17 protein-coding genes are annotated in these 14,454 nt (G+C 55.9%); 9 read left to right on the top strand and 8 right to left on the bottom strand.

What is annotated here, in order from left to right; translation table 11 throughout:
• Positions 1–131 precede the first annotated feature (131 nt).
• From CJU81_RS10375 to CJU81_RS10360, 5 genes are all read left to right on the top strand, one after another.
• The gene (locus CJU81_RS10375; protein WP_095036509.1) at positions 132–755 is read left to right on the top strand and encodes a TetR/AcrR family transcriptional regulator; all 624 of its coding nucleotides are present in this window, start codon (positions 132–134) and stop codon (positions 753–755) included.
• Positions 756–906: 151 nt separating this feature from the next.
• On the top strand, positions 907–1,074 hold the full coding sequence (locus CJU81_RS24035) for a hypothetical protein (RefSeq protein ID WP_176464822.1): 168 nt from the start codon (positions 907–909) through the stop codon (positions 1,072–1,074).
• Positions 1,075–1,294: 220 nt separating this feature from the next.
• On the top strand, positions 1,295–1,564 hold the full coding sequence (locus CJU81_RS10370) for a hypothetical protein (protein ID WP_095036508.1): 270 nt from the start codon (positions 1,295–1,297) through the stop codon (positions 1,562–1,564).
• Between the two features lie 177 nt (positions 1,565–1,741).
• Positions 1,742–1,951 (top strand): hypothetical protein, encoded by a 210-nt coding sequence (locus CJU81_RS10365; RefSeq protein WP_095030710.1) that lies wholly within the window; start codon positions 1,742–1,744, stop codon positions 1,949–1,951.
• A 91-nt stretch (positions 1,952–2,042) separates the two neighbouring features.
• A complete protein-coding gene (locus tag CJU81_RS10360; RefSeq protein WP_095036507.1) occupies positions 2,043–2,588 on the top strand; it encodes a DUF4410 domain-containing protein in 546 nt (181 codons plus the stop codon).
• A 24-nt stretch (positions 2,589–2,612) separates the two neighbouring features.
• On the opposite strand, the gene CJU81_RS10355 is transcribed toward CJU81_RS10360, so the two are convergent.
• Together CJU81_RS10355 and CJU81_RS10350 are read right to left on the bottom strand one after the other, a co-directional pair.
• Complete coding sequence (locus tag CJU81_RS10355; RefSeq protein WP_095036506.1) at positions 2,613–3,428, bottom strand: alpha/beta fold hydrolase; 816 nt, start codon at positions 3,426–3,428, stop codon at positions 2,613–2,615.
• 110 nt (positions 3,429–3,538) lie between these two features.
• A complete protein-coding gene (locus CJU81_RS10350; RefSeq protein WP_095036505.1) occupies positions 3,539–4,432 on the bottom strand; it encodes a LysR family transcriptional regulator in 894 nt (297 codons plus the stop codon).
• A gap of 105 nt (positions 4,433–4,537) precedes the next feature.
• Here CJU81_RS10350 and CJU81_RS10345 point away from each other — a divergent pair, with 105 nt between their 5' ends.
• Genes CJU81_RS10345 through CJU81_RS10330 form a run of 4 tightly spaced genes read left to right on the top strand, consistent with a single transcriptional unit; the run spans position 4,538 to position 7,729 of the window.
• Positions 4,538–5,218 (top strand): RraA family protein, encoded by a 681-nt coding sequence (locus CJU81_RS10345; protein WP_095036504.1) that lies wholly within the window; start codon positions 4,538–4,540, stop codon positions 5,216–5,218.
• Positions 5,218–5,880 carry an RraA family protein gene (locus CJU81_RS10340; protein WP_095036503.1) on the top strand — a complete coding sequence of 221 codons (663 nt, stop codon included), beginning with the start codon at positions 5,218–5,220 and terminating at the stop codon, positions 5,878–5,880. Before CJU81_RS10345 ends, CJU81_RS10340 begins: the two co-directional genes overlap by 1 nt.
• Positions 5,880–6,518: an RraA family protein gene (locus CJU81_RS10335; RefSeq protein ID WP_095036502.1), complete on the top strand. Its 639-nt coding sequence runs from the start codon at positions 5,880–5,882 to the stop codon at positions 6,516–6,518. Before CJU81_RS10340 ends, CJU81_RS10335 begins: the two co-directional genes overlap by 1 nt.
• Positions 6,515–7,729 (top strand): pyridoxal phosphate-dependent aminotransferase, encoded by a 1,215-nt coding sequence (locus tag CJU81_RS10330; RefSeq protein WP_095036501.1) that lies wholly within the window; start codon positions 6,515–6,517, stop codon positions 7,727–7,729. Before CJU81_RS10335 ends, CJU81_RS10330 begins: the two co-directional genes overlap by 4 nt.
• Positions 7,730–7,864: 135 nt before the next feature.
• On the opposite strand, the gene CJU81_RS10325 is transcribed toward CJU81_RS10330, so the two are convergent.
• The 6 genes from CJU81_RS10325 to CJU81_RS10300 all read right to left on the bottom strand — a co-directional run bounded on the left by CJU81_RS10325 (position 7,865) and on the right by CJU81_RS10300 (position 14,450).
• Complete coding sequence (locus CJU81_RS10325; RefSeq protein WP_254924863.1) at positions 7,865–9,268, bottom strand: efflux transporter outer membrane subunit; 1,404 nt, start codon at positions 9,266–9,268, stop codon at positions 7,865–7,867.
• 122 nt (positions 9,269–9,390) lie between these two features.
• Entirely contained in the window at positions 9,391–11,430 is a 2,040-nt protein-coding gene (locus CJU81_RS10320; protein ID WP_095036499.1) for a MacB family efflux pump subunit, read from the bottom strand.
• A gap of 58 nt (positions 11,431–11,488) precedes the next feature.
• Positions 11,489–12,616 (bottom strand): efflux RND transporter periplasmic adaptor subunit, encoded by a 1,128-nt coding sequence (locus CJU81_RS10315; RefSeq protein ID WP_095036498.1) that lies wholly within the window; start codon positions 12,614–12,616, stop codon positions 11,489–11,491.
• 228 nt (positions 12,617–12,844) lie between these two features.
• Positions 12,845–13,339, bottom strand: coding sequence for a DUF4113 domain-containing protein (locus CJU81_RS24235; protein ID WP_254924855.1), 495 nt, complete (start codon positions 13,337–13,339; stop codon positions 12,845–12,847).
• 176 nt (positions 13,340–13,515) lie between these two features.
• The gene (locus CJU81_RS10305) at positions 13,516–14,001 is read right to left on the bottom strand and encodes a GNAT family N-acetyltransferase (RefSeq protein WP_176464820.1); all 486 of its coding nucleotides are present in this window, start codon (positions 13,999–14,001) and stop codon (positions 13,516–13,518) included.
• 11 nt (positions 14,002–14,012) lie between these two features.
• Complete coding sequence (locus CJU81_RS10300; RefSeq protein ID WP_095036497.1) at positions 14,013–14,450, bottom strand: GNAT family N-acetyltransferase; 438 nt, start codon at positions 14,448–14,450, stop codon at positions 14,013–14,015.
• Positions 14,451–14,454: the final 4 nt, after the last annotated feature.

Below are 14,454 nucleotides of genomic sequence, written 5' to 3'. Positions count from 1 at the left end.
ACAAGGGGGGTGTCTGCGCATCTGATAGTGGCTCGCAAATGAGAACCTTAATTAGTTGCATGACTATAAACTAATTTGCGAAATGCTGACAAGACAGCTACAAGACACTCCTCACCGATCAAGGAACGGCCATGAAAGCGTCACCACCACCCGCGACCCGCGGGCGCCCTCGCACCATCACCCGCGAGCGCATCGTCGAAGCAGGCATTGAGATCGGCTTGCCGGGTATCACTTTTGTCGGCGTTGCTGCAGCGTTGGGGGTCAGCCATATGGCGCTGTACAAACACGTTGCCAACCTGGAGGCGCTGAAAAATCTGGTTGCCGAAGAAATCTTCACCCGCTGGCAGATACCGCGGGTCGACGCCGGTCAGCGTGGTGAACTCAAGGAATACCTGACGGTGTTTGCCACCTCGGTGCGCCTGTTTGTAAAGGCCCACCCTGGCCTGACGCCCTACGTGATTCGCCGGCTGGCGGCGACCCAGCCGATGCTCGCCAAGATCGACGAGCATCAGAGCCATATCGCCCAGGTCTACGGCATTACCAAGGCACAGGCTCGCTGGCTGCTGGCAACCGTGGCCTTTCACGGTATTGCCGTGGCCGACACGGTGTATTCAGTCACCGGCCAGCCCGTTGAAGAAGCGCAGCGCCTGGCCGAAGAAACCGAGATGGAGGCCGAACTGGACCGCGGCATGCGCGCACTGATCGTTGGCGCTCTGGTGCTGATGGATGAAGAGGACATCAACGCAAAGCCATAGGTTTGACATCATCTAAATCAATGACTTGCATAAGACTCTTCATGCAAATCATTGTGTTTGCGCAGTCATTTCCAGGGAACTACTGAGCGAAATCGAGTCCAATCAGGTTCATGTCGTTCAGGATGTAGATGATGAAAGCGCAGGCACACCGATGAGCAGTAAAACCAACCACGGCTGGGCCTGGGCGTACCACAAGATCCGCGGCCTGCAGTGCACACGGGTGACGGCGGCCTTCAGGGCCACCCTGTATGTGCTGCGGGGCGATACGGGGACCTTCCACAGCGATGCCAGCTGGCAAAAAAACCGTATCCGCCGCTGATGGCAGCATGCCGTCCAGCGGCTGAGCCATCGTGCTGGCAGGTGCACTGCTAAGCTCGATTATGCAGTGCCTAATGGTAGTTTTTTGCCATCTCCCCCTGTGCGGTTCACTGGGGTGGCGGGTAAAAACATTCAGGAATGGATTCCGGAAACCATCGAATATACGGGGCGCATTCCGAAAAGCCAGACGAGTAGGAACTTGAAATAGGGAGATTTAAAGTATGTCGGCTCAAGAGAATCTGGTAGGTGGCTGGACTGCCTACAGCAAACTGACTCCAAAGGATGAGGAAGTATTCAAGCAAGCCCTGGCCGGGTTCGTGGGGGTCAATTACACCCCTGAACGGGTGTCGAGCCAGCTCGTCAATGGCACCAACTATCGATTCCAGTGCAAGGCAACGTTGCCTGGCTCGACAAGCACCTGGCAGGCGATAGTGGAAATCTACGCGCCCATCAACGGCAAACCGCACATCACCCAGATCCACCGGATCTAAGCGCGCGTAAAGCCTTCGGGGCCTGCCTGCGAGCATGCCTCGAAGGTCACTCTGCGGCCCATGCCTTTCAAGCAAAGGTTTGGATCGCTGAGCAAATCCCCGTAACCTGTCTGCTGAATAAACCCCTGAGCACCGCCCCTCTAGCCAGGCTAACTGGCGCAGCAGAAGTTTTTCACCATGCCCAAGAAACAAGCCGTACAAAGCCCGACAGCGACTGCTGCAGATATCGAAAAATCCATCCAGGCCCTGAACAAAATGGCCGAACGCCTGTGGGGCGACGGCCGCGAAGCCGAGGCCAAAGCTCTGCTCGATGCACTGGACGCTCTAAACCGGGCTCTGGACCGAATTAGGATCGGCGAAATTGGCCGGGCAGCGACGTTGCACTGATAAAGAGGCAGTTTTTTTGCCTGTTCAGGTCGTGAAATATTCGAGGCGTTGAGGTATAGATGGCGCTTCTCCCTCTGAATATGGACATTCAATGAACACCTCAAGACTCTCGTTTGCCCTGTCCTGTGCGGTTGCCATCTCACTATTGAGTGGTTGCGCTGCGTCGGTAAAAAGTGGCGGCAGCCAGACCCTGTCTATCGAGGAAGCGGCCAAACAGAATCTGGTCGTCAACTATGCGGGCAACAGCATGGTTCAACGAAACGAGGACTGGGCCCTCCTGAAACAGGACTGGAGCCAGGCATTGCAAAACGAAGCTGACGCCGCCGGGTATCGCCTCGCCTACACAGGGGCGCTCAAACCTGATGGCAAAGACGGTGTGGGCATCAAGATCAACGTGAGCAATTTTCGCTACATCACGCCGGGTGCCCGCTACGGGGCCGGGATGATGGTGGGCAATGCCTGGGTCAACTCAAGTGCGGACTTTCTCGATTTGAAGACGGGCCGGTTGATCGGAACCCGAACCTACGATACCTCGTCATCGGCCTGGGAAGGCGTCATGTCGGCCATGACTCAAGAGCAGGTCGAGGCCATCGCCAGACAGATAATTGCCGATATCAAAAGCGCCAAGGCCATGTGACTCAAGGACTGAGACCGAGCTGCCTCAACCGTTGCAGGACGTATGGAAATCGGCGATCTGCTGCCACATCGCGCCGGGATTGGAATACATCGGAAAGTGACCGCAAGCCGGAATCTGCGCCAGACGCACACCGTGATCCTGAATATGCGGCAGATAGGACAGTGACCGGTTTTGTTCGCCGTACATAAACATTGTCGGGCACGGGAGACCGAGAAAGCTGCCCATCAGATCGGCGTTATCGGACAGTTCGACCATTGAACGAAAGATCCCGCCGACAGCGCCGGCACGCACCTTGTGCCTCAGGCTCGCCGAATACAATGCGCTGGCATAGGCCGGTGCGTGGCGGGCGCGCTCGATAAAATCGGCAAAAAACGCCTCGGGGTCATCACTGGGGTAGTCGACGATCTGGCGGCTGAGAAAGCAGTCCTCGGGGGCGATATTGCCTTCTATGTCGACAAAACTTATCACCCGTTGCGGGAACTGATCAGCCAGCATCAGCGCGGTCAATCCGCCCATGGAATGGCCCACCAGATGGAAACGCCGGATCTTGAAATGTTCCAGCATATGCAGCGCCGTCTGCATTAAAAAATTGATGGATATTGCGTCCAGGTCGCTGCAGCGGCTTTCACCGCACCCCGGTGCGTCGTAAGCGAGAAAAGGATGACCAGCGAACTCTTCACGCAGCGTGATATCGGCATAGTCCTCTTTGCTTGAACCAAACCCGTGCAAGAAAACAATCGGCGCCAGCTCACCCTCACGGTGAATGGCGGCGACGTTCAGTTGCACCCCCGCGATCGTCAGGGGCACTTGGGTATGGGTGAAAGTTGGGGATGCGGGCACGGTTCTGATTCCTGAAGCCTTAAGGTGACGGGGCTAATTTCAGGCAGATTGATCCTTATGTAAATGCCCAAGAGCAGAACGTTTTCATAGGTCAAACCTATCGATACCGCTCAGGGCTTGTCGCGCAACCGGACGATAATTTCATCTATCAGCGGGTTCGAGCGAGCGGCATTCCACGCCACGGCGGTGGTCACCACGTTGAGCTTCTGGCTCAATGAGCGGAATACCACATTGGCGGGGGCCAGCTTTTTCAACGACGCCGGCACCAGCGCGATGCCCTGGCCATAACTGACAAAGGCGATTTGCGAGGCCACGGAACGTACCTCGTGCAATACCCGCGGGGAAAAACCGTTGGCCCGGCAGGTGGCAATCAGATTGTCGAAATACACCGGGCTGACCCTGCGCGAAAACATCACCAGCGGCTCATTGGCCAGACTGCTCAGGCTGATGCGCGTGCGCGCTGCCAGCCGGTGATCACTAGGCAGGGCCAGCACCAGACGGTCCTCCAGCAACGGCAGTGACTGGATTGAGTCCCCCAGATCACCGTCCAGACGGGCGAAAGCCAGATCAATATCACCCGCCTCCAGCGCCGGTACCGCCTCGACGCTGTCAATTTCCCGGACCGAAACGGTCAAGTGCGGGTAATCCTCCTTCAACTGTTCGATCAGGCCCGGCAGCACATCGAACATGGCCGTGGAAATTGCGCCAATGGTCAGCATCCCCGACTGCCCCGCCAGTGCTTCATCAACTGCCAGTTCCAGACGCTCCAGCTGCTCGGCGAACTTGCGCACTGCCGGCAGGATCGCCGCCCCCACCGGCGTCAGCTTGGCACCGCGCCGCGAGCGCTCGAACAGCTTGACCTTGAGTGCTTGCTCCAGCACCTGGATCTGCTCGCTCAGCGGCGGTTGGGACATGCCAAGGCGCTTGGCGGCACGGCCAAAATTCTGCTCTTCGGCGACGGCCAGAAAAAGCCAGAGGTGACGGATCAGACGAAAATTGATCATGGTTTTACCATAGGTTTAACGTATCCAAAGCTTACGTGAACAGGAATATACCTATCAAACAACCTCGCTGACACTGAGCATCTCCAACACAACAGGGGCTGCGCGATGACACTCAAAAGCACGACCGACAGGACTGTACTCCAACGTCTGGCGGCACTGGACAGCAATACGGTGTCCGATGCGCTGGATTTTCTTGGCCTGGCAGGAGCCACCGTAGGGCTGCGGCCGCTGTGGAACTGCCCGCCGATCGTTGGCCGTGCCAGTACCGTGCTGCTGGCAGCAAAGACCGACACGGCTCCCTGCGCCCATCTGATCACCCCGGTGGTCGAACAGATCAACACCGATGACCGGGTGCTGGTAATCGCCGGCGGTATCGAAGGCATCTCATGCTGGGGCGATATCCTTGCCAATGCGGCGCTCGCCAAACAGGTGCGCGGCTCCATCCTTGACGGGTACAGCCGCGACATTGATGGCAGTGCGGCAATCGGTTATCCGGTTTACGGTCGTGGCGTCACCATGATCAGTGCGCGCAACCGCGTGATGCAAATAGCCGCTGCCGTGACCATCGAGGTGGCTGGCGTCAATGTCAGCCAGGACGACTATGTGATCGCTGACAACTGCGGCACGGTGTTTGTGCCCCAGGCCCATATCGCTCAGGTCGTCGATCTTGGCGAGCGTATTGCCCGGCGTCAGCAAGCCATGCTGGACGCAGTACGCAGCGGCCGCTCCGTGGCCGAGGTGATGCATGACAGTCAGTTTGAAGCCATCCACACGGAGCACGCCTGATGAACCCTGAAGATCAAGCACTGGTCGCCCTGTTTGAAGGCCTGGACACCCCGGGGGTTTCCGATGCCCTGGACAAACTCGGCCTGCCTGGCCAATGTCTGGGCGTGGCACCGCTGGGCAATTACAGCACAGTCATTGTCGGCCCGGCGTTCACGGTGCAGTACGTATCGGCCAGTGTGCCTGCCGGAACCGTGGGCGACTTTATCGAAGCAGTACTGCCCGGCGACGTGGTGGTAATCGACAACGCAGGGCGCACCGACTGCACCGTATGGGGCGATCTCATGACCCAGTACGCCGGCAGCCGCAACATCGCCGCCACAGTTATCGACGGCGTTTGCCGTGACGTCAACAAGGCGCTGGGTGACGGCTATCCGATCTTCAGCAAGGGCCGGTTTATGCGCACCGGCAAGGACCGTGTCCAGGTGCAGTCGATCAACCAGCCCGTGTCCATTGGCACCGCCCGGGTCTGTGCCCGCGACATTGTGGTGGCCGACGCCAATGGCGTAGTGATCGTCCCCCGTGCCCATGCCGCACAAGTGGCCGCCTGCGCACGGCAGATCGAAGCCATCGAAGCGCAAATCCGTACCTTGATCAGTCAAGGCCAGACCCTTGCAAGCGCCCGCGCTGCTCTGGGCTACCACAGCCTGCAGAGGAAAGCCTGATGAACACACTCGACCTGCCCCTCAACTACCACGAACGGGCCAAAATCCTCGGCAGCTCGACCCTGTATGAGGCCTCACACCTGGCCTGTGCCGTAGACAGCGGCATCCGCCCGATCTGGGATGGCGCCTTTATCGCCGCCCCGGCGTACCCGCTGCAATGCTCACCGGGTGACAACCTGGCCCTGCATCTGGCCCTGGAACAAGTACCGCGCGGTAGCGTGCTGGTAGTGGGTACCGGTAATTACATCGCCGGTTACTGGGGCGAAGTGCTCACCGTTGCCGCGCAGGCAGCCGGTGTGGCCGGCCTGGTCATCGACGGCGGTGTGCGTGATATCGCGGCCCTGAAAACACGTCGGTTCCCGGTATTCGCCCGCGGCATCTCGGTCAGGGGCACCGTCAAGGCCAGCGCCCTCTCTGTGGGTCAGGCTTTCAATTTCAACGGTGCAGAGGTGGAGCCGGGTGATCTGCTGGTGGCTGACGATGATGGTGTGATCATCATCCCCAAGGCGCACGCAGCGCGCACCCTGGCCGAAGGCGAAGCCCGTGCCGGCAAGGAAGCCCATATGATGCAGGCACTGACTGAAGGCCGCTCGACGCTCGAACTGATGAACCTGACCCACTGGAGAGATCGCCCATGAGCCGTGATATCCAGCGGCTCAACCAGCGCCTGGCCAGCGCCCTGCCCTCGGCGACCTATCGGATCATCGACAGAGTTGCCGAGCGCCGCGCCCAAGGCGCCACGGTCATTTCACTGTGCGCCGGCGAACCGGACTTCGATACGCCCGAGCATGTGCGCGAGGCTGCAATCCGCGCCATTGGCCAGGGCCACACCCGCTACACCCAGGTCGCTGGCGCACATTCTGTGCGAGAAGCGGTAGCGGCCAAGTTCCGCCGCGAAAACGGCCTGGATGTAGGCTGGCAGGACACCCTGGTCTGCAACGGCGGCAAACAGGTGATTTTCAACGCTCTGGCCGCGACCCTCAATGAGGGGGATCAGGTCATCATACCGGCGCCGTATTGGGTCAGCTATCCCGAGATGGTTCAGTTATGCGGCGCGCAGGCCTGCATCGTGACCTGCCACGCAGCGTCCGGTTTCAAGTTGACCGCTGCGGCACTGGCGGCTGCAATCACTCCGCAAACGCGCTGGCTGATCCTCAACTCGCCCTCCAATCCGACGGGGGCGGTGTACAGCCGCGACGAGCTGGCGGCCCTGGCCGAGGTGCTGCTGGCCCATCCCCATGTTTTGATTCTGGCGGATGATATCTACGAACACCTGATCTTCGATGATCAGCAGTTCCATACCCTGGCCCAGGTTGAACCACGCCTGGCCGAGCGCACCCTGACCATGAACGGCGTGTCCAAGGCCTACGCCATGACCGGCTGGCGCATCGGGTTTGCCACCGGCCCGCGCTGGTTGCTGCAAGCCATGGAAAAACTGCAAGGCCAGCAGACGTCGGGAGCCGGTTCGATCTCTCAGCAGGCTGCACTCGCCGCACTGGAAGGCCCCAAGGACTTTATTCACAGCAGCCGTGCCGCGTTCCAGAAGCGCCGCGACCTGATGGTCGAACTGCTCAACGCCATACCGGGCCTTGAATGCACCAGCCCGGCAGGCGCCTTCTACGCGTTCGCCTGCTGCGCCGGATTGATCGGCCGCACTTCGCCCGCAGGCAGGGTGCTGCACACTGATGAAGACGTTGCCCTCGCCCTGCTCGACGAGGCCGACGTGGCCGTGGTGCATGGCAGCGCCTTTGGCCTGGGGCCCTATATCCGTATTGCCTATGCCCTGGATGATGCAGCATTGCGCCAGGCCTGCGAGGCGATCATGAGGTTTTGCACGGCCGTGCATTGACGTGCAACAAAGCTGTTGCCAGGGCCAAAAGACCTTAAAACCCATTAACTGCATGGCCTGAGTTGAAACTTACACATCAACCAGGCCTGCGTGCATAAAAGTCAGTGAGCCGGCAAATGAACCTGAAGCGACCCTTTATGGCAGAGCCGCAGCGCATTGATCAGCGCAGCCGCCACCAATAGCTTGATAAAACTTGACCATGGCAACCAACTGATCAGTACGATTTTTAACCAGGCGCAATTCGATTCTGCGCTTCACATCCTGTTGCTCCAGCCACTCTTGTATATTCGACTGTCCAAGGCGATAGCGTATTTCAACAACTTTTTCTGCCCGGGATGAAGACTCATGGGCACGGGACAGATACAGAGCCTCATCGGCAAACTGCTTATAGGCCGACAGTGAGTTCTCAACATCTGCCAATGCGTCAAATAACGTTTTCTTGAATAACTCGACACTTTCCAGGTAGGTTGCTTCAGCGCTGGCAACTCGCAGCTTGCCTTTATTGAACTCGAAAAACGGAAGCAGTAAACCCGCCGTAAATACCCCCAGCGGATTACGGAGAATATCCGACAACTCGCGGGTCCCTCCCCCATTGATACCAGCAGTAAGACTCACAGCTGGATAGAGGCTTTTTTGTTGCACTTCTATATTGCCAAAGCTGGCGCGCAATCTAAGCTCTGCTGCCCTCATGTCAGGTCGCTGCCCCAAAACATGGGCAGGTATACCAGAGCGCAGCGGCCTTGATATACGCATTGGAATTGGGCTTATTTTGATCTCGTCACTCCATCCCATAGGGGATGCCAGCAGAACCAACAGGGCATTGCGGCTTTCTTCGCGCCGTTGCAGCAGTACTGGTTTATCGGCCAGCAGCACATTCAACTGTTGCTCTGCCTGAATCGACTGAAAACGTCCCTCCTGCCCAACGGATTCTCGTACACGAGCCAACTCGAGGATTGAACGGGCGTTGGCAATGCTGGTGTCATTGATTGCAATACTTTCATTCAGCAACCCTAACTGCCAGTACAGCTCCATTGTTGTACCCATCAGTTGCATCGCAATGTGCTCACGATCTTCCTGGGTCGCCATGGCCTCCCACGCGGATATATCGCGCGCTTTTGAAAGACGCCCCCATAAATCCGGCTCGTAGCTCAAGGAGAATGTACTGGTAAAAGACCTTTGCCCCGAACCTCCTCCGCTCAATCCCTTGGTTATGCTTTGCTTGAACTCACTTGATATACCAGGCGTCAGATCCGCCCTTACAATACCCGCTTGTGCCTCTGCCTTTTTTACCCTGTATGCTGCAGCTGCCAGATCATTGTTATTACTTAGTACACGTTCCACAAGGGCGTCCAGGTCAGGGTCTTGAAATGAGCGCCACCAAGGACTTGTGTACTTTCTATCCTTGCCCTCAGTTATCGCACTACGCCAATGTGCAGGCAGTGTCAGTTGCGTTTTGAGGGTGTCAACATCGGGCATGCTTGTACTGCAACCTGCCAACAGTAGCAATATACAAAACAACGCAGGATAATGTCTTATCATCACAATGATATTCTCAAAAACACTGCAGCGCAGTATTGGCATCGTGCATCAAGGTATCGACGTCATGCTGAATGACCACGGTGGCAAACCAATGCAAATTGGCACATTGATTACCCACTGACTTACGCCCTGGACAGAGCCTCGACAGGATCCAGTATCGCGGCGTTTCGGGCAGGTATATAGCCAAATACAAGACCAACAAGGGTAGAGCTTGTAAACGCGACCATAACCGACCAAAAAGAAAATTTAAGCTGAAAATCAGCCTGTAGTCTGCCTAAGACTTCTCCAGCAAGAAGGGATAGCAAAAGCCCAAAACCGCCTCCAATAATGCACAGCAAGCAGGACTCGCTTAAAAATTGCTGCATGATATCTCGTCTACGGGCACCGAACGCCATTCGAACGCCTACTTCATAGGTCCGCTCTGCCACTGAGTAAAGCATCATATTCATCAAGCCAATCCCTCCAACCAGAAGAGAAATTGATGCGACCGTAATGATCAGCAAATTCAAGACTCTGGTGGCTCTCGCCACCGAGCGAATTATTGAGTCCGAGGAACTTGTGAAAAAGTCTTTACTGCCGTGCTTGAGTTCCAAAAGACGATTGACATTACTTTCGGCCAGTTCATTTGAAACCCTGTCAGCAACGCGTAATACAATGCTGTCAAGGAACTGCTGACCCGAAATACGTGACATCAATGTGCTGTAAGGCATAAACACCTGCAGTACAGGCGGCCCACCAAATGACGTCTGTGCATTTTTGATGACCCCGACAACGATTGCCGGCATCGGGCCCACCAATATAACTTTTCCGATGGGATCCTCCCAGCTTGGGAAAAGTTGTTTACGCATGTTTTCATCAATAATCGCAACTTGCGCCTGCCGCCCAACATCATCACTGGAAAAAAACGCACCTTGAGCAAGTACTTGGCCTCTTACCCTGATATACGCTTCACCGACCCCCAATACCTGAGCTGAAAGGTTGGCGCTTTTTGATGTGATCGTGGCTGTCGCTGAAGTGACCGGGGAAATACTGTCAACATAAGGCAGTGATCGCAGATAGCCCACATCAGACTCATGCAGCTTCTTGCTTGAGCCATTGTACAGATCACCCCAGTCCTTTCCGGAGTAAATATCTATGGTGTCAGTACCCATGGAGTTGATGTCTTGCACGATGCGGTCACGTGCGCCCTCACCCAGGGCAATCACCGATGAAACCGCAGCAATGCCAATGACGATTCCCAGTACCGTCAATCCCGCATGCAAGGGCTTTCTGACCAGCCACGAAAAAGCAATCTTCATTGCCTCCGGCCAGCCTGATAGCATATTTGTCGATAAGCTCTGCGCAGCCCTCGATCGGGGCACACTGGGTGGCTCTGCCGCTGACGATGCACTGCGATCGACTGTATCTGAAGTGATGCAACCATCCTGAATATGAATCAACCGCGGCGCATACGAGGCAATATCATTATTGTGCGTCACAATAATGACGGTATGCCCTTTTGCGTTCAAATCACACAAGGCTGCCATCACCTCTTCACCGCTTTTGCTATCCAGCGCACCGGTCGGCTCATCGGCCAATATGACGTCGCCGCCATTCATCAATGCACGCGCAATACTGACACGCTGCTGTTGCCCACCTGACAATTGCCCCGGAAAGAAGCGCAAGCGGTCGCTTAACCCCAGACTTTCCAACAGCCCTTGTGCGCGTGCCCGAAGTGGTTTCTTCTCCCCCTCGACATAAAGACCCGGGGCCATAACATTTTCTTGCGCATTCAGATGGCCCAGCAAGTGGTAGCGCTGAAATACGAAACCGAAAGTGCCCCTGCGCAAGTCGGCCAGTTCGTCACTGGTCAGACTGGTTACACTGCGCCCGCGCAGGATGTACTGCCCTTGCGAAGGAGGGACAAGGCACCCCAGAATATTGAGAAGGGTCGACTTTCCCGAACCCGATGTCCCGACAATGGCGACCATTTCACCCGCATGAATATTCAGGTTAATGTTTCGTAAAGCATCTGTACAGGAATGACCATTGGAATAGCTTCTGCAGACATTTATCAACTGGAATAATGGAACGGGTGAGCTCGGACTTTCCCCTGATGCGTTGCCTGCCTTTAAGGTATCAGTGGGCAGAACTCGAAGTTTTATTTCCCTTGGACGTTTCATACACAACCCGGCAAGCAAGCATTATAAATGGGCAAGGCAATATGATTCCGATCAACGTCTACTCAAGAATGACACTGTCGCCAAGTTCAAGCCCTGAAACAATTTGCACGTGAGTATTGTTGCGCAGGCCAATTGCAACTGACCTGACAACCACCTCCCTCTTGGGCGACAATATACGAACCTCATACAGGTTGTTCGCCGACTGTTTTTTTTCGAGAGCGCCTATTGGAATTGCCATCACCTGCCCCACGCTTTCCTGAATGATTTTGATATTAGCCGTCATCAAAGGTTTGAGCAGGCGATCATGATTATCCACTTCAAAAATCGCATTGTAATAAACAGGCACATTGGACGTCGGGTCGGGTTTGGTTAACTCCTTACTGTCAGTAACGACGGACTCCGGCAGGAGTTCAACGGCAAGAATTTTCGATTCATAAGACCGCTCCGGTGCGCCAGTCACGGTAAAAACAACCTTTTGATCAACCCTTACACGTACAATATCCGACTCGGAGATCCTTGCCTTGACTGTCATTCTGTCCATATTGCCCATAATCAGAATGGTCGGTGATGTCTGGGCGGAAACAATAGTCTGGCCCTCCTTCGTCACAATGGCGATGATTTCGCCATCGGCAGGCGCCTTGATTTTCGTATAACCCAGATTGGCCACAGCGCTATCCATCTCGATTTGAGCCAAATGTATCTGGCTTCTTAGAACGGAGACTTCAGCACGGGCATTTTCCAGCTCCACTTCGGCTTGTTCAAGATCTCTTTTGGCACTGGCATCAGCCAGGAGCAGCGTTTGCTGGCGGGCAAATACGCTCTCTGCACGCTTGAGAGCTTTATTTCTGGCCTGTTGCTGTGCAAGTAGAAGGTCCCGACCGGCCTTTGCCTTGTTCAAGGCATTTTCCTGGAGTTGCGGATCAATCTCCACCAATACCTGCCCTTTTTTAACCTTCTCCCCCAGCCTGACATGGACTGTTTTAACTTGACCATTAACCTGCGCACCGACATCGACCAGACCTGTTGCGACTATCGGGCCAGTCGCCAAAACCAGACTCTCCATATCCATGTTAATTACCGGCGCAACGATATGATTCACCTCATCAGATCGTTTTGACAGACTGTAAAATGCAAAAGAAGACAGCACGACAAGCCCGACAATAAAAATAATCCATTTATAACGCATCTGTAATAATCACTATTCAACCCAAACCTTAATTGCTTGACCTTGATTATTTCACCCTGATCACTTAACAGACCCTATCAGCTGCCGAGTGACAGGGCAGCGCTATTAATGCAGCACCCGGCCATATATTCAACACACAAAACTATTGCGAGAAATATTCTGCTATTGATTCCGAAAAGCCCTACTTGAGATCTCCTTAAGTCTTCAAGAGCAATACAGGGTCTGCTTTTACTTACACGAAACCTGCCAAAGCTGATCCACCCGCGTTGTATAGCTCTGGCTCATCATGTCCCGGCGCATCCCCCAGTCGGGTTTGCCCGGCACACTGGCAGCCCGTAGCGTGCCGCGGCCCCAGCGGCCATTGATGGCGTCCAGTACCGCCATCACCCGTGATGCTTCTGCCGGTTGGTTGACGGCAAACAGATCATCGGAAAACTCGCCGGGCTGGCGCAGGTCGAGCAGCTGCACCTCGGCCTTGCTGTATCTGAAGCCGGGCTGGAACACGGCCAGATCCCCGGAATAAATCCCCACACCCTGCATGCTGTCGCCATCGATGCGCACCAGGTACACATGGGGCGCACGTATACCGAGCAGCTCATCAAGGGAAATCTCCTTCTCGATATGATCCGCCGCCGGGGACGGAAACCCGGCGGGGACTCTGAAGGAGCAAAGTGGCAGGCGAACACCATCTTCAGCAATGGGACCGAGGGAAGTGAAGCTCATGACGCACGCCTTACGATAACTGTATGAACATACAGTTAACTGTGTAGGACCATTCTGGTCAATTTTTCTGACAGATATTTCGACGAGAGGCGTTCATGAGCTGGCTCAGGCTGGTTTTTTGCAGCGCGACAGCGAGCGCAACCGGGCCGCCCCCGTCTCTGTCCCTACAGCACAATTCAGCCGACCACGTCCCAGCGCATCGTCTGCACCCTGATATGGGGGTGGCTGGCCAAGGGCTCCCATTCGTCCATAAAGACGAAACCCTGATTCAGATAGAAGCCGCAAGCTCTGCCATTGTCCGGGGATACGTCCAGATACACACTGTCATGACCACTCTGCCGCGCCCGGGCTTTTACTGCGCCCACCAGTCGGGCAGCTGCACCGGCGCCCCGCCATTGAGGCGCAACCCACATGCCGATCAGGTTATAGCGGGCCGCCTGGCTGATCCCCGCGCCTATCATGCCGACCGGCTTGCCGCCCTCGAAGGCCAGCCAGAACTGCGTACCGATCTGCGACGAGGCGCGCTCCTGCCATTGTTCATCGGTGTCGCTGGCCGCCGTTTGATAGCTCACGCCAAATGCCGTCGGGGCATCCTGAAGTGCCGCCAGACGAACCTGCTTCAACAACATCCAGTCACTGGTTTGCGTCAATCGAATGTCCATACCCGTCCCTGCTAGGTCCGTGATTTTTCAAAGCGAATATCACCTTCAGGCAAATTCGCCACCGCCTGCCAGCCAAGGGTCCGATAAAAACCGCTGGCACGGCTGTTTTCAGCGGTTTCCAGCCAAATCGTGGGGTGATGCTGAAACAGAAACGCCTCGGCCCTGGCCATCAGGCTGCGACCCAGTCCGAGCCCCTCAAATTCGGCCAGGACAAAAGCGGCAAATACACAGCCATCCTCAGCATCTGCCATGGCAAACCCCACCGCAACACCATCGACCTCGGCCACCCAGATGCAGGGAGCAGCTTCCATCGCCTGGCATATGGCGTCGGGGGTAATGCCCATTTCAGTTAACTGTTGATGAGAAAGATGATTTTCCCTGACGCTGGTGCGAATGGCAAAAATGGCCGGGATATCGGCTTGATCGGCAAGTCTTATGGTTGTGTTCATGAAT

Source organism: Pseudomonas fragi (assembly GCF_002269505.1).
Taxonomy (GTDB): domain Bacteria; phylum Pseudomonadota; class Gammaproteobacteria; order Pseudomonadales; family Pseudomonadaceae; genus Aquipseudomonas; species Aquipseudomonas fragi_D.
This window is presented reverse-complemented; position numbering and strand designations above follow the sequence as displayed.

Bases quoted from the DNA above. Each gene is read 5' to 3' on its own strand.
- CJU81_RS10375 (WP_095036509.1), top strand. From the start codon at position 132: ATGAAAGCGTCACCACCACCCGCGACCCGCGGGCGCCCTCGCACCATC.
- CJU81_RS24035 (WP_176464822.1), top strand. From the start codon at position 907: ATGAGCAGTAAAACCAACCACGGCTGGGCCTGGGCGTACCACAAGATC.
- CJU81_RS10370 (WP_095036508.1), top strand. From the start codon at position 1,295: ATGTCGGCTCAAGAGAATCTGGTAGGTGGCTGGACTGCCTACAGCAAA.
- CJU81_RS10365 (WP_095030710.1), top strand. From the start codon at position 1,742: ATGCCCAAGAAACAAGCCGTACAAAGCCCGACAGCGACTGCTGCAGAT.
- CJU81_RS10360 (WP_095036507.1), top strand. From the start codon at position 2,043: ATGAACACCTCAAGACTCTCGTTTGCCCTGTCCTGTGCGGTTGCCATC.
- CJU81_RS10350 (WP_095036505.1), bottom strand. From the start codon at position 4,432: ATGATCAATTTTCGTCTGATCCGTCACCTCTGGCTTTTTCTGGCCGTC.
- CJU81_RS10345 (WP_095036504.1), top strand. From the start codon at position 4,538: ATGACACTCAAAAGCACGACCGACAGGACTGTACTCCAACGTCTGGCG.
- CJU81_RS10340 (WP_095036503.1), top strand. From the start codon at position 5,218: ATGAACCCTGAAGATCAAGCACTGGTCGCCCTGTTTGAAGGCCTGGAC.
- CJU81_RS10335 (WP_095036502.1), top strand. From the start codon at position 5,880: ATGAACACACTCGACCTGCCCCTCAACTACCACGAACGGGCCAAAATC.
- CJU81_RS10330 (WP_095036501.1), top strand. From the start codon at position 6,515: ATGAGCCGTGATATCCAGCGGCTCAACCAGCGCCTGGCCAGCGCCCTG.
- CJU81_RS10325 (WP_254924863.1), bottom strand. From the start codon at position 9,268: ATGATAAGACATTATCCTGCGTTGTTTTGTATATTGCTACTGTTGGCA.
- CJU81_RS10320 (WP_095036499.1), bottom strand. From the start codon at position 11,430: ATGAAACGTCCAAGGGAAATAAAACTTCGAGTTCTGCCCACTGATACC.
- CJU81_RS10315 (WP_095036498.1), bottom strand. From the start codon at position 12,616: ATGCGTTATAAATGGATTATTTTTATTGTCGGGCTTGTCGTGCTGTCT.
- CJU81_RS24235 (WP_254924855.1), bottom strand. From the start codon at position 13,339: ATGAGCTTCACTTCCCTCGGTCCCATTGCTGAAGATGGTGTTCGCCTG.
- CJU81_RS10305 (WP_176464820.1), bottom strand. From the start codon at position 14,001: ATGGACATTCGATTGACGCAAACCAGTGACTGGATGTTGTTGAAGCAG.
- CJU81_RS10300 (WP_095036497.1), bottom strand. From the start codon at position 14,450: ATGAACACAACCATAAGACTTGCCGATCAAGCCGATATCCCGGCCATT.